The 13,280-nt window shown below is 68.1% G+C and carries 16 protein-coding genes; 7 read left to right on the top strand and 9 right to left on the bottom strand.

Going from position 1 to position 13,280, the window contains the following annotated elements; translation table 11 throughout:
- Window positions 1–41 precede the first annotated feature (41 nt).
- From AC1DEL_RS14565 to AC1DEL_RS14555, 3 genes are all read left to right on the top strand, one after another.
- Window positions 42–395 carry a 2Fe-2S iron-sulfur cluster-binding protein gene (locus AC1DEL_RS14565; protein ID WP_255370861.1) on the top strand — a complete coding sequence of 118 codons (354 nt, stop codon included), beginning with the start codon at window positions 42–44 and terminating at the stop codon, window positions 393–395.
- Complete coding sequence (locus AC1DEL_RS14560) at window positions 386–691, top strand: ferredoxin (RefSeq protein WP_092296074.1); 306 nt, start codon at window positions 386–388, stop codon at window positions 689–691. The genes AC1DEL_RS14565 and AC1DEL_RS14560 overlap by 10 nt, the downstream gene beginning before the upstream one ends.
- Before the next feature lie 101 nt (window positions 692–792).
- Entirely contained in the window at window positions 793–1,086 is a 294-nt protein-coding gene (locus tag AC1DEL_RS14555) for a 2Fe-2S iron-sulfur cluster-binding protein (protein ID WP_255370867.1), read from the top strand.
- 27 nt (window positions 1,087–1,113) lie between these two features.
- On the opposite strand, the gene AC1DEL_RS14550 is transcribed toward AC1DEL_RS14555, so the two are convergent.
- Window positions 1,114–1,935, bottom strand: a complete 822-nt coding sequence (locus AC1DEL_RS14550; protein WP_092296068.1) for an IclR family transcriptional regulator — start codon at window positions 1,933–1,935, stop codon at window positions 1,114–1,116.
- Between the two features lie 172 nt (window positions 1,936–2,107).
- Here AC1DEL_RS14550 and AC1DEL_RS14545 point away from each other — a divergent pair, with 172 nt between their 5' ends.
- Window positions 2,108–3,085, top strand: a complete 978-nt coding sequence (locus AC1DEL_RS14545) for a LysR family transcriptional regulator (RefSeq protein WP_255370860.1) — start codon at window positions 2,108–2,110, stop codon at window positions 3,083–3,085.
- A 69-nt stretch (window positions 3,086–3,154) separates the two neighbouring features.
- Here AC1DEL_RS14545 and AC1DEL_RS14540 read toward each other — a convergent pair whose 3' ends face one another.
- Together AC1DEL_RS14540 and AC1DEL_RS14535 are read right to left on the bottom strand one after the other, a co-directional pair.
- On the bottom strand, window positions 3,155–3,433 hold the full coding sequence (locus tag AC1DEL_RS14540; protein WP_092296065.1) for a hypothetical protein: 279 nt from the start codon (window positions 3,431–3,433) through the stop codon (window positions 3,155–3,157).
- A gap of 163 nt (window positions 3,434–3,596) precedes the next feature.
- Window positions 3,597–4,148, bottom strand: a complete 552-nt coding sequence (locus AC1DEL_RS14535; protein WP_092296062.1) for a YggT family protein — start codon at window positions 4,146–4,148, stop codon at window positions 3,597–3,599.
- Between the two features lie 173 nt (window positions 4,149–4,321).
- On the opposite strand from AC1DEL_RS14535, the gene AC1DEL_RS14530 reads away from it, so the two are divergent.
- Window positions 4,322–4,774: a MarR family winged helix-turn-helix transcriptional regulator gene (locus AC1DEL_RS14530; RefSeq protein ID WP_092296060.1), complete on the top strand. Its 453-nt coding sequence runs from the start codon at window positions 4,322–4,324 to the stop codon at window positions 4,772–4,774.
- Window positions 4,775–4,897: 123 nt separating this feature from the next.
- Window positions 4,898–5,638: a glycine zipper 2TM domain-containing protein gene (locus tag AC1DEL_RS14525; RefSeq protein WP_477125315.1), complete on the top strand. Its 741-nt coding sequence runs from the start codon at window positions 4,898–4,900 to the stop codon at window positions 5,636–5,638.
- A 7-nt stretch (window positions 5,639–5,645) separates the two neighbouring features.
- On the opposite strand, the gene AC1DEL_RS14520 is transcribed toward AC1DEL_RS14525, so the two are convergent.
- From AC1DEL_RS14520 to AC1DEL_RS14510, 3 genes are all read right to left on the bottom strand, one after another.
- Entirely contained in the window at window positions 5,646–6,362 is a 717-nt protein-coding gene (locus AC1DEL_RS14520; protein WP_092296054.1) for a dienelactone hydrolase family protein, read from the bottom strand.
- 237 nt (window positions 6,363–6,599) lie between these two features.
- A complete protein-coding gene (locus AC1DEL_RS14515; protein WP_477125316.1) occupies window positions 6,600–7,028 on the bottom strand; it encodes a hypothetical protein in 429 nt (142 codons plus the stop codon).
- 251 nt (window positions 7,029–7,279) lie between these two features.
- The gene (locus tag AC1DEL_RS14510; RefSeq protein WP_092296049.1) at window positions 7,280–7,888 is read right to left on the bottom strand and encodes a phospholipase D family nuclease; all 609 of its coding nucleotides are present in this window, start codon (window positions 7,886–7,888) and stop codon (window positions 7,280–7,282) included.
- 164 nt (window positions 7,889–8,052) lie between these two features.
- On the opposite strand from AC1DEL_RS14510, the gene AC1DEL_RS14505 reads away from it, so the two are divergent.
- Window positions 8,053–8,259: a dodecin gene (locus tag AC1DEL_RS14505; RefSeq protein ID WP_092296046.1), complete on the top strand. Its 207-nt coding sequence runs from the start codon at window positions 8,053–8,055 to the stop codon at window positions 8,257–8,259.
- Here the strand turns inward: AC1DEL_RS14505 and AC1DEL_RS14500 are convergent.
- The 3 genes from AC1DEL_RS14500 to AC1DEL_RS14490 form a co-directional block, all read right to left on the bottom strand.
- Window positions 8,234–9,040: a tetratricopeptide repeat protein gene (locus AC1DEL_RS14500; RefSeq protein ID WP_477125317.1), complete on the bottom strand. Its 807-nt coding sequence runs from the start codon at window positions 9,038–9,040 to the stop codon at window positions 8,234–8,236. The two genes, AC1DEL_RS14505 and AC1DEL_RS14500, sit on opposite strands and share 26 nt — an antisense overlap.
- 16 nt (window positions 9,041–9,056) lie before the next feature.
- On the bottom strand, window positions 9,057–11,360 hold the full coding sequence (locus tag AC1DEL_RS14495; protein ID WP_477125318.1) for a TonB-dependent receptor: 2,304 nt from the start codon (window positions 11,358–11,360) through the stop codon (window positions 9,057–9,059).
- A 114-nt stretch (window positions 11,361–11,474) separates the two neighbouring features.
- The gene (locus AC1DEL_RS14490; protein ID WP_441592669.1) at window positions 11,475–13,151 is read right to left on the bottom strand and encodes a ShlB/FhaC/HecB family hemolysin secretion/activation protein; all 1,677 of its coding nucleotides are present in this window, start codon (window positions 13,149–13,151) and stop codon (window positions 11,475–11,477) included.
- Window positions 13,152–13,280: the final 129 nt, after the last annotated feature.

Raw genomic sequence — 13,280 nt, 5'->3', positions numbered from 1 at the left:
CCGGGCGCTTCCTTTTTTTCGATTTCAGCGAAGTCACCAACATGCCGAAAGTCGTCTTTCACAAGCACGGGCAGGTTTTCGTGGACGAGGTCAAGCCCGAGACCAACCTCGTCGTCCGCGCCGGCATCAAGCAGTTTCCGTATCCGAACCTGCGCTACGAATGCGGCATGGGCAAGTGCTCCAAGTGCGCGTGCCGGGTCCTGGCGGGCGCCGAGCACCTGCCGCCGCCGAACTGGAAGGAAAAGAAGCAGCTGGGCGAGCGGATCGACCAGGGCTTCCGGCTTGCCTGCCAGATCTGGCTGACGCATGACATCGAGCTGGAGCAGGAGGATCAGCAGCCTGAGACCCCGGCACAACCACAGGCCAACACCCAGGCCCAGACCTCATGTTCGTGATCCTGACCAGCAAGCCGGGCCAGTTCCGCACGGAGGCCGTGCCGGGCGTGGAGCCGGTGGAAACCTACGAGTACCTGTTCTATGGCCGCCCGAAGGCGATCTTCGTGATCGCCACGCTGCATGCGGCGGTGAAGGTGCCCGTGATCGACGAAACCGGCGGCCCGGATGCGCCGCCGGTGGTCAACCACGTGCCATCGAAATTCCTCGAGCGCTTCGACACGCTCGACGCTGCCCGGGCCGCGCTGCAGGCGCTGGCGCACTTCGGCAGCATGGACCTCTCTTTAAGGAAGCAATGATGCGGGCAGATATCGAGACGGCTGCCGCCGACACCACCGAGGACACTGGCGGCGGCAGCGCCGCGCCCGCCGCACCCGCTGCGGCGCCGGAGGTCCGCAAGGTGGAAATCGAATTCGTGACCAATGGCGGCAAGACGGTTACCGCGCCCGCCAACAGCAACCTGCTGCGCGTATCGCTGCGCGAGCAGGGCGGCATCCCGTTCAAGTGTGGCGGCGGGCTGTGCGGCACCTGCAAGTGCCACATCGATCGCGGGCTGGAGCATACGGACGCGGTCAAGCCCAAGGAGCGCAAGCATCTGAGCGATGACGACCTGCGCGCCGGCTTCCGCATGGCCTGCCAGACCTTCGTCAACGGCGATATCGCGGTGTCGTGGGAGCCGAAGGCGCGGGTCTGAGCCCGTCGGTCTTCGACGCAGGCGCGCCTAGGTCCGCAGGCCGACCAGCCCGGAAATCTTCTCGGAGGCCTCCAGCAGCGGTGGCAGGAATCGATCCGACATCTCCTGCGCGCTGGTGCGGTTGGCCTGCCCGCTGATATTGATGGCGGCGATGATCTGCCCGGTGCGGTTGCGGATGGGCGCGGCCAGCGAGACCAGCCCTTCCTCCAGTTCCTGATCGTTCTGCGCCCAGCCGCGCGTGCGGATGTCGGCAATCAGCGACTTCAACTGGTCGATGTCGGTCACGGTGCGGCGCGTGCGCGCTTCCAGTGCGGTGTCGCGCAGCACGCGGTCGAGCGTGTCGTCATCGAGCCCCGACAGCAGCACGCGCCCCATCGACGAGCAATAGGCCGGCAGCCGGCTGCCGATGGACAGGTTGATCGTCATGATCTTGCGTGCCGGCACGCGCAGCACGTAGACGATCTCGGTGCCATCGAGCACGGAGATCGAGCAGCTTTCATGCACCGACTGCGAGAGCGCCTCCATGATCGGCTCGGCCAGGTTCCAGAACGGCATCGAGGTCAGGTAGGCGAAGCCGAGGTCGAGGATCTTGGGCGTGAGCCGGAACTGGCGGCCATCGGCCTGCACATAGCCCAACCCCACCAGCGTGAGCAGGATACGGCGCGCGCCGGCGCGGGTCAGGCCGCTGGCCTGGGCGATTTCGGTCAGCGTCTGGGTGGGGTGGCGGGCGTCGAATGCGCGGATGACGGACAGCCCGCGTGCGAAGGACTGCACATAGCTGTCGCTCGGCTTCTCGGCGGGCGGGGTGCCCGGCGTGCGGGATGATGCGGGATCGGCAGGGCTCGCCATTGCGGAATGGGCTCGAAATTGGCTCGGAAAGGCCGAAAGGGTAGTGGAAATGCGCCCAAATCGCTAGTCCGGGGCCATCGGCAATACCCCGCCGCGACAGACCGCCACGCTGACGGACGCCCCGCTCTCCCTCATAATGTGCGATCGCAAAATGTCGCAGGTCATCGGGTCAGTGAACGAAACAATTCAGTGGAATGATTGGGAGGCGTTCTGCTGCGTCGTCGAGCAGGGCACCTTCACGGCGGCAGCGGCGGCGCTGGACTGCCCCAAATCCAGGGTGTCGGCCGCCGTGGCGCGGCTGGAAACGGCCATCGGCGCCAAGCTGCTCGAGCGCACCACGCGCCGCATGCGCCTCACCGATGCCGGGGGCGCGGTCTATCGCGACGTGGCCCCGCTGTTCGCGCGGCTGCGCGAGATCCGCCAGGAAACCCTGGCGCGCGAGGAGCGCGTGCAGGGCATGCTGCGCATCGCCACGCCGTACGAGTTCGGCGCCCAGCAACTGGGCGGTGTGATCTGCCGAACACTTGCGGCGCATCCCGCACTCGATATCACGGTGGAGATTTCCCAGGGCTTGGTCGATCCGATCCGCGAGGGCTTCGACATCGCCTTCGTCACGGTGGAGACCGAACTGCCCGACTCCGGCACCATCGCCCGGCGCATCTGGCACGTGGAACGCGGCCTGGTGGCCGCGCCCTCGCTGGCGGCGAGCCTGCCGGCGCAGATGCATCCCGAGGATCTCTCGAACATGCCGACGCTGGCCACGCCCGGCGTCTCGGTCTGGGAGTTCGCGCGCGATGGCGAGCGCATTTCGGTGCCGATCCGCCCGCGCATGCAGACCTATAACGCCGAACTGCGCATGCAGGCCGCGCTGGCCGGGCTGGGCATCGCCCGGGTGCCGATGACGGCCGCCGAGACCGAGATCGCGCAGGGCCGGCTGGTGCGGGTGATGCCCGACTATCCGCTGCCGCCGCTGCGCGTCTTCGCGCTGCTGCCCGACCGGCGCCTGCAACCGCGCAAGGTGCGCGCGTTCATGGAAGCCATCGAATCGATGATGGGCGCGGATCTGGGCGATCTGGCCGAGCCGGCGGCGCGGATGGCGCCCGCTGGACGGGTGGAAGCCTTCGAGCGGATGGAGCAGGGGGAAGTCTAGCGGGGCGTGGGGAGCGCCCCGGGGGTGCTGCCGGGCGGCATTGCGCCGCCCTTGGTACTGCTACGCGGCTCAGGCGCCTTCGCTGAACTGGTCGCGCTGCTCGGTCACGGTGCGGGCACCTTCCGAGTACACGTCGCGCTTCTCGGTCACGCCGCGCGCGCCTTCCGAGTACACATCACGCTTTTCGGTCACGCCACGGGCGCCGTCGGTGTACGGGTCAGCCTTGCCGACGCGGCCGATGCTGCCGTCGAGGCGGGCCAGGTCCGTGATCGATTGCGAAGCCTGGGCAGAGGCGGCGCCGGCGGCCAGGCCGAGGGCGAGGAGGGTGAGGGCGAGGGTCTTCTTCATGGTCGTGCTGTTCCTACTTATTGGCAGAGATCGCGGTGGGTCCGCGGTGGCTGTAATGTAGGCTTCGGCACGCACAGGAAAAAGGGTAAATCCTCGAAAGACTGTCCAGTCAGCTGGACAATAAGGGTTAACCCTAGGGGTCGATCTGTGCTAGCCTTGCGGCTCAGATCACGCCACGGCTCACGCTGGCGATGACCATCAGCAGGATCTGCGCGATCACGAACAGGATCAGCGGCGAGATGTCGAAGCCGCCCAGGCGCGGTATCACGCGCTGGAGCGGGCGCAGCATCGGCGCGGTCAGGTGCCACAGCGCCGGCGCCATCGGCGATTGCGGGTTGACCCACGACAGGATCGCCATCAGCAACGTCACCCACATCACCATGCTGATGCCCCACTTGAGCACGTTGAGCAGGCTGAGGGCGAGGATCACCGGCAGGAAGGCCAGCGGATCCGCATCCAGCACCAGCGCACGGCAGACCAGGAACAGCACGGCGGTCAGGTAGGCCGCGATCAATGTGGCCCAGTCGATGCCGCCGAAGCCCGGAATGATGCGGCGCAGCGGCCGGACGATCCAGTCCGTGACCTGGAACACGCCCTGCGACACCGGATTGCGCGACGGCAGCCGGGTCAGTTGCATCCAGAGGCGCAGCAGCAGTGCCATGCCGAACAGCGTGAAGACGGTATCAAGCAGGAACAGGACAATTTCCGTGAACATCGGGCGGATTTCCGGGTTGGCGGTGTTAGGGTGTCGGTCTCCGCACAGATTCTGCCATACCCCGTCCGGCGCGCATGCGGAAATGCGCGCCAGCGCACCGGAGGATGCCTGCGCGCACAGGGGTGCTTTTATAATGAGCGCCGGATTTCCCCCTCTGCAAAACTGATTCTTCAATGCCACGCAAGCCCGCCGCGCCCCAAGCCGCCCTGACCAAGCAGGATTTCGAGGCGCTGTCCGATTTCCGATACCAGTTGCGGCGTTTCCTGCGGTTTTCCGAAGACGCCGCGCGCGCCGAAGGCGTGACGGTGCAGCAATACCTGCTGATGCTCCACATCCGCGGCTCGGCGGAGCGGAACTGGGCCTCGGTGGGCGAGCTGGCCGAGCGCCTGCAGGCCAAGCAGCATGGCGTGGTGGCGCTGGTGAACCGCTGCGAGGCGGCCGGGCTGGTCAGCCGCAAGGTGAATCCCGACGACCGCCGCGTGGTGCAGATCCACCTGCTGGCCAAGGGCGAGCGCTGCCTGAACCGGCTGGCGATGCTGCACCGGGCCGAACTCGAGTCCCTGCGCAATACCTTCCGCGTGGCCCGCATCACGGCGTTCAACGACGACGGCGCTGATCGGCTCTGATTCGTCCACGGGCGGCGTTACAGCCCGTTACCCATCACAATCTCCCGTGACACCTGCCGCCGGGCCCGGGCTCTAGACTCGCGCGCATCATCCACACGCGCATTGGCCGCAGGAGTCTCCACCATGTCTTTCCCGTTTCGTTCCACGGCGTTGGCCGTCATCGCCGCCGGCGCGCTGGCCGGCTGTGTCACCGCGCCGTATGGCAATGGTTATGCCGACGGGTACGGTACCGGCTATGGAGGCGGCTACGGCAGCAACTACGGCGGTGGCTACCCGCAGCAGGCGGGGTATGGCACCAGCGGCACCAGCGGCACGCAGATCAGCGGCGGGTATCCGGCGCAGTCGTATCCCCAGTCGGGCTATCCCCAGCAGCCGGCGTACCAGCAGCCGGGCTACCCGCAGCCAGCGTACCCGCAGTCGGGCTATCCGCAGTCCGGCTATCCCCAGGCGTCCTACCCCCAGCAGCCCGGTTACGACCAGTACGGCTATCCGGCGACACAGCCGGGCGATGGTGCCGACCCGTACGCGGTGCGCTACGGCTGGGTGGAATCGATCGAGATGGTGCGGGGCCAGCCTGCGGGCACCAGCGGCGTCGGCGCAGTGATCGGCGGCGTGGCGGGCGGGCTGCTCGGCCATCAGGTGGGCGGCGGGCGCGGCAATACCATCGCCACGATTGGCGGCGCGGTCGCCGGCGCCGTGGCCGGCAACGCGGTGGAGAAGCAGACCAACACTGGGCCGGCGGCCTACCGGGTGCGCGTGCGCACCAACGACAGCGGCTACCTGACCCTCACGCAGGCCAGCCCGTACAACCTGCGTTCGGGCGACCGCGTGAAGATACAGAACGGCGTGGCCGTGCCTTACTGAGCGGGGCTCAGGACAGCGCGTTGGCCAGGAAGGTCAGCGCGCGACCATGGGCCAGCGCCGCCGAGCGCTGATGGAACGAGGCGCGTGCCCAGCAGTTGAAGCCGTGATCGGCCTGATCGTAGACGAAGACCTCGGTGCCGCGCTTGCCGGCCACGGCCTGGCGCACCTGTTCGACATGCTCGGGCAGGATGTGCTTGTCCAGCGCGCCATAGTGGAACTGCACCGGCACGTTCAGCGCGGCGGCCTCGTGCAGCTGGTTCTGGATGCCGCCGCCGTAGTACGGCACGGCTGCATCGACCAGACCCCGCGCCGCCGCCAGGTACGACAGCAGCCCGCCGAAGCAGTAGCCCACTGCCGCCACCTTGCCGCCCGTGCCAATCTCGGCACGCAGCGCGGTGGCCGTGGCGCCGATGTCCGACACCGCGGCTTCCAGGTCCACGCTGGTGCGCAGCGCCATCGCCTGTTCCCAGTCCGGGCCGCTGTAACCCAGCTCCACGCGCGGCGCCTTGCGCCAGAACACGTCCGGGGCCAGCACCACGTAGCCGTCCGCCGCGTACTGGTCCGCCACCGAGCGGATGTGCTCGTTCACACCGAAGATCTCCTGAATCAGCACGATGCCGGGATTGCCGGGCTGCTTGCCGCCCGGCGGCAGGCTCAGGTAGGCGTCAAAGCTGCCATCGGCGGTGTCGATGCGAATCCAGCGGCTGTCGGGCTTGGTCGTCATGATGCGAACTCTCCAGGGTTTGAGGCACTCCACAATAGAACCCGGAAGTGTGCCATTCCTGTTGCATTCATGCAGGCCGTGGCCGAAAACCGTGGGCAACTACGTGGGCAAAAACGGGGGCAAAAAAATATGCCGGCCCCGCGGGGACGGGGCCGGCATGGGGCCGCGCAGGGGATGGCGGCTCAGGGCTGCATATCTATATAGCGGGCCGAGGGGGCGATGCCCCTGCCAGCGGCCCTACCAACGCAACTGCACGTTCTTCTCGCCAGGGCTCAGGGTGGTCCGCTTGGACGTCCCCTCGAACGTGGCCACTACCTGGTACGACGCGCGCGGGCCCTTGATCAGGCAGCGCGGGCCGGTGGACGTGAACTCCGCCACCTGCTTGCCGTTCCGCATCAGCTTCACGTTGACGTCCGAGAGGTACTCGCCCCGGCCGCCTTGTGTGAAGAGCAGGCCCATGTCGTACTCGCGGGCCGCGCTGTTCATTTCCGCCTGTTCGTCCGCCGCCACGCCACCGCATACATAGGTGAACGGGCCGGCGCTGGACGTGCTTATGTCGGCGCGGGCGCCCATCGACAAGCCCAGCGACGCCACGGCCACGCCGATGACGCAAAGCGCGCGCGCCCCTCGGCGCACGGGTTTATCGGTGTTCTGATTGGTAAGCATATTTCCTCCTGCCAGGTTGGCCGGCGGCGCGCGAGGGGGCGATCGGACGATGCGAGAGGGCAGGCTCGAAACATCGCCGGAGAGGGTCTGGCGGGGGATCATGGCTGGCATGACCCCGGGCAATCGCCGTTCGCGGCATCCGGGGATACACACCTGAAGTAGACACCGGCGCGGGCGGCCGGTCTGTCAGCGTTTGGCTGATCCTGCTGCGGGAGGATGCCGAGGGGCCGGGGGAGGCCCCTGGCGTGTGATCAGTACGCGGAGGACTGCTCGAAGCGGGTGCGCCAGTTCTCGGTATAGGCGCGCACCACGGCGGCGTCGCCCCGGATCAGCATGCCGTTCTCGGCGTTACGCTGCTCGGCGGACTTGGTGAAGTTGAACGAGCCGGTGAAGACCGCCTGGTCGTCGAACACCATGACCTTGTTGTGGGCGATGGCCGGCTTGGTATCGATCACCACGGGAATCCCCGCATTCTTGAGGAAGGTGGCGCTGGTGTAGCGCTCGGAGACCTGGCTCTTGTCCACGATCACGCGCACGTCCACGCCGCGCTGGTGCGCATCGGCCACGGCCTTGGCGATCTGCGCGTTGGTGAACGAGTACGCCTGGATCAGCAGCTTGCGGCGGGTGTTGTGGATGGCATCGATCAGCATGTCCTGGCAGCTCGGGCCGTCCGGCACGAAGCAGAGCGTATAGGTGCTGCCGGCCGCGAACGCGCTCGGGCGCGCGGCGGGCGTGAGCGCATCGGCCAGACGCTCGAGCGTGGAGGTGGTGCGGGCCTGGGCCACGGCGGCGAGGCCGGTGGCGGCAACCATCAGGCTCGCCAGGGCGAGCCGCTTGCAACGGTGAAGGGAAGTAAACATCAGGTTACAGAGTGGTGGCAGAAGTTCAGCGGCCCGCAGCGTAACAGTGGAAGCGGCCCTTCCGCAACCCGCGCGGGGGGCCCTGCGGCGTCCGTGGCCCTTGGGCTTGCCGGACATGCTGCCTATGATGGAAGGCACAACGCCAGATGCGACAGGAGACCACCATGACGAACCACACCTACAAGCTGGTCGAAATCGTCGGCTCATCCGCCGACGGCTGCGACGGTGCCATCCGCAACGCCATTGCCAAAGCCGGTGAAACCATCAAGAACATCGACTGGTTCGAAGTGATCGAAACGCGCGGCCATGTGCAGGACGGCAAGATCGCGCACTTCCAGGTCATGATCAAGGTGGGGTTCCGGGTGAACTGAGGCGCACCGCCTGGGCGCCCCGTGCGCCCGGGGCGCCTTGCACCGCATCCGCCAGCGCGCGTAGTGCGGGTTGCGGTGCCGCAACCAGCCAGGCCAGCATCTTGTCGACGAACGGCGCGTTGGCCGTCAGGGCCGCGCGCCGGACCCATGCGCGCGCGGGTATCTCGTGCCCGGCCAGCGCCAGCATGCGCGCGTGGTTGAAGCAGCCGCGGAAGTCCCCGCCCGCCGCGGCGCGACGGTAGTGGTCCGCCGCGCAGGCGAGGTTGCGCGCCACGTGCCAGCCATCTTCATAGAAGCCCCCGACGACGTTGAGCGACTTGGCATGGCCGCGTGCCGCCGCGCGCTCGAACCACGTGAAGGCGGCGGCGCGGCTGGCGGCCATGCCGCGCCCGAGCGCCAGCGACGTGGCGAAGTTGTACATCCCCCAATCGGAACCGCGCAGGGCTGCGGTGTGGAACCAGTGCGTGGCGGCGCGCGCATCGGGTGCCGTGCCCCAGCCGTTCTCGTAGCAGCGGCCGACGAGGTTGGCGGCGCCGGCGTGCCCGCACAGCGCCGCCCGCTTGAACCAGTAGTGCGCGCGGGCGGCATCGGGCGGCAGGCCCCGCCCGGCGAGGAACCACTGGCCGAGCGTCATCTGCGCATCGAGCTGGCCGCTGACGGCTGCCGCGCCGAGCCAGCGTAGCGCCGGTCCGGGCGGGCCGGCCAGCACGTGGCGCAGGGTATCGGGCGCAAGCTGGCCCAGCTCCAGCGCGGAGGCCACGCGGAATGGCAGCGTATCCATCCTCCGTCTCCGGCTGTCAGTAGCGCAGCGTGAGGGTCAGCGTGGCGGCGCGGCCCGGCGCCATCGTGGCGTAGTGGTTGCGGTGCGCCTGCGCGTAGTAGGACTTGTCGGTCAGGTTCTGCAGATTGAGCTGCACGCTGGCGAACTTGCTCAGCCGGTACGCGGCCATCGCGTCGAAGCGCCAGTAGGCCGGCACCCACTTCGTATTGGCCTCGTTGCCCCAGACCTTGGACACGTAGTTGGCGCCGCCCCCGAGGATCAGGCCCGGCAGCACCTCGTAGGTGGACCAGAAGCTGAAGCTGTCAGCCGGGGTGTTCGGGAACGCGTTGCCGTCGGTGGCGCCGTTCGCCGTGCCCTTGCCGCCGTTCCGGCGCAGCGTGGCCTTCTGGTGGGTGTAGCCGCCGTACACGGCCCATCTGGCCGTGACGTTGCCGGCGAAGCCAAGTTCCACGCCATCCACGCGCCGCTCGCCGGCCATATGCGCCGTGCCGTCCTGCGCGAGGATCCGCGTATTGTCCGTGTCGATGCGGAACACGGCGGCGGTCAGGGCCAGCTTCTCGCCCAGCACATCCCACTTGGTGCCCAACTCGAAAGCGCGGCTTTTCTCGGGCGCGAGCTGGTCGCCGCGATTGCCGGCGGCGTCGGTCGCCAGCGAATTGGATTCCGCCCCCTGGCCGAGGAACGAGCCCGCCGGCGTGGACGACGTGCCGAAGCTCGCATACACGCTGCCCCACGTCACCGGCTTGTAGACCGCGCCGAGCTGGTAGTTGACCAGCGTGTCCTGCCGCGAGAACTGGTTGCGCACGCCGCTGGCGTTGGGCGCCTGCGTCAGCGTGGTGTCATAGCGATCGAGCCGCAGGCCGGCATTGACCAGCCATTGCGGCGTGATCTCGGCTGAGTCGAACAGGTAGGCAGACAGCGTCCGGGTGCGCACATCGGTCGGCCGGTGGTTGCGCTGGATCGCGCCTGCCCACGGATCGGCCGGATTGGGATCGAACACGGTCGTGCAGTTGTAGCCGCTGGCCGCGCCGGCGCCATTGGCGCAGCGGCGGTCGCCGGTATCGACCTTGTAGGTATCCCAGTTGGCCTTCTCCTCGGAGAATTCGACGCCCGCCACGTACTTGTGGCCGATGGCGCCGGTACGGAAGGTGCCGGACAGGTCGGTCTGGTTGGCCACCGTGTCGACGGTGCCCACGCGGGTGTTGGCGCGCCGCCAGAGCAGGTTGTAGTAGGTGTTGCCGAGGTTGGAGTCCGGCTGGGTCCAGATGAAGTCCTGCTGGGTGCGCGCGAGCCGCGTCTGGTTTCGGAGCTTGAGCGCGGGGCTGAAATCGTGCTCGATACGCAGCGTGCCGGTGTCGTTCTGCTCCTTCTGGAAGTCACGGTTCAGCAGGCCGTAGTAGGTCTCGCGCGGCACGTCGAGCGGCCGGCCATCGCCGGTCGGGCGCACCCGGGGCCGCCCGTCCTTGCGTGCGGTGTGCGCCGCGTTGTTGTACGGGATGCCGACGTCGGGCTGGTCGTCGGTCTGCAAGTGATACCAGGAGGCGGTGACGCGCGTGGCGGTGCCCAGCCCGATGGCGACGGACGGCGCCACGCCCCACCGGCTCACGCGCGCGGCGTCGCGCCCGGGGATGTCGCTGCTGTGGGACATCGCATTGAGCCGCACGGCGGCATGCTCGCCGATGCGCCAGTTGCCATCCACCGTCGCGCGCACGTACTCGGCATTGCCCACGCCGAGGGTGCCTTCGGCGAAGCGTTCCAGCCGGGGTGCCTTGCTCTGGATGTTGATCGTGCCGCCAGCGCCGCCCCGTCCGTCATAGGCGCCGGCCGGCCCCTTGTTGACCTGCACCGACTCCACGTTGAACATCTCGCGCGACTGCGCGCCGATGTCCCGGAAGCCATCGAGGAAGGTGCTGGCCTGCGCGTCATAGCCACGGATGAAAGGCCGGTCGCCGATGGGATTGCCGCCTTCGCCCGCGCCGAACGTGATGCCCGGCACGGTGCGCAGCACCTCGGTCAGGCTGGTGGCGGCCGTCGTGCGGATGACCTCCTGCGGAATCACGCTGACCGAGCGCGCGGTGTCGCGCAGCGCTTCGGGGTCCTTGGGCGATCCGGTGGACGCGGCGCGGAAGCCGTCGTGGCGGTCTTCGTTGACGGTGACCGGTGGCAGCTCCACCTGCGCCAGCGCCGCCACGGGTGCGGCGGCGAGGGCCACGCCCACGGCCTGCGTCAGCCGGGGCAACGACGCCCCGGCACGGCCTTCTGATGCTTCGTCGGATTGGGACAATGTGGCCGATCCGGCCACGACGCGTGAGACCTGCATGACAACCCCCTGGTACGTGCTGATGTGTACAAATGCGAGCCATTCTCATTTGCGGGTGACGCGGGGGTCAAGGATCGAACTGCACCAAACCGCCTCAGCGGCTGGTGCGGTGACTCAATCGAACTGGTACGACCACAGCAGGTTGAAGCGCGGCGAGCGATGGCTCGCATTGGTGGGTTTGTCGCCCACCGGCTGGGCCACCGAGACGTCCATCGTGTAGTAGCGCCGGTCCGAAAAACGTAGGCCGATGGCCAGCGACTGCAGCGTCCGGTGCGAGAGCGACACGCTGTTCGAAACCACGCGCGCCATGTCCGCCACCAGGAACGGCTGGAGCGTCTTCAGGTAGGTGAAATCCACCGTGAACAGCCGGTTGAGTTCCGCCGAGGCGCCCCAGCCCTTGTCCCCGGCCACCTCGCCCGCCGGATAGCCGAGGCCGAAGAAGCGCCCGCCGAAGCTGATCTGCTCGCTCGACGCCAGCCGCTGGTCGCTGAACTGCCCGGCCGCCGAGAGCGCCATGCCGAAGCCGAACGGCAGGTCGTTGGCCTGCGAGACCAGCAGTCGGGTGCGCAGGAAGTTCAGATCATTCTGATTGTTTTCCCGATTCGCGCCGAGCGCGTCGAAGCCCTTGTAGAGGCCGAGCGTGGCGCTGCGCGTGACACCCTCCGCGCGCTGGACGTAGCCCATCTCCAGGCTCGCCACGCGCACGCTGGTGGACAGCTCCACCTGGCGGCCCGCGCCCGGCTGCACGGCCTGGGTGTAGCGCTCGAACTGGCTGTTCGCGTACATCCCGCCGGTCAGCGTCAGCGCGTGGCGGTTATTGAGGATGAGCGGATAGCTCAGCGTGCCGCCGAGCCGCTTCGAGTCGTTCACGTAGCGCGATTCGAAGCCGATTGGCGCCAGCGCGGCGTTCTCGGGCACGCCACGGTAGTGGGAGGCGGTGAGCTTGGCGAGCATGCCCTCGGTGCCGATCGGCTGCGCGTAGCTGGCCGCGTAGTACTCCTCGTTATCGCGCCCTTTCGGGAACAGCGTGGAGACCGAGAGCTGCTCGCCCAGCGGCGTCAGGCTGTTGGTGGTGGCCGTGGCGATGGCCCGCACGCCGGGGGACATCCACTCCACGCCGGTGCCGAACGTGAACGGCTTGCGCTTGACCTCGAGCACCATCTCGCAGGCGCCGTCCGTGGTGGTGGGCGGCTGCACGGTGGCCGCCACCTGCATGCCGGGCTGCTGCGCCAGCACGTTGACGTAGTGCTCGAAGCGCTCCTGGCGCAGCGGCCGGTCCTGCTTGAGCTGCTCGGCGATCTTGCGCAGCCGCGCTTCGGCGGGACCGGGCTTGCCTCGCACCGTGACGTTGGCGACGTAGCCCTCCACCACGGTGACCAGCACATCGCCATGCTCGAAGGACTGCGCCGGCACGAAGGCGAACGAGAGCGGGTAGCCGGCTTCCTTGTATAGCTGCGTGACGGACTCGGCGGCCTGGAGCAGTTCGGCGACGGTGATCTCGCGGTTGGCCAGCGGCGCAAACTTGGCGGCGATCTGGTCGAAGGGCAGCGTCCTGGCGCCCTCGATGCGGAAGTGGCGCGGCGTCAGGCGCGAGGCCAGCAGGTTCTGCAGGGCGGCGTCGGGCCGCTCCACCTGCACCGTGACGTTGCTGTCGGCCGGCTTGCTCGGCGCTATGCGCGGCAGGGTCTGGGTCGGGTCGCCTTGTACCGGGCCCCGTTCGGCAAAAGTGAGACTGCTGTGGCAGGCGCCGGCGCTGAGCAGCAGCGCGGCAACACGGACGCGTGGTCGCATGGCAATACCCCAAGGCAAGAAAGCACAGCTTCGCGGCTATGCGTGGCGTGCCACGGCGGGCGGGGATGCCGCTATCCCCGCCGCCTTGCGGTGGCCGCTACGCTTGTGTGTGCAGTGCGATGTCGATGG

It is taken from the genome of Cupriavidus sp. 10L43_2, from assembly GCF_056395265.1.
The sequence above is the reverse complement of the archived record's forward strand: the minus strand, read 5'-3'. Positions and strand labels throughout refer to the sequence as shown.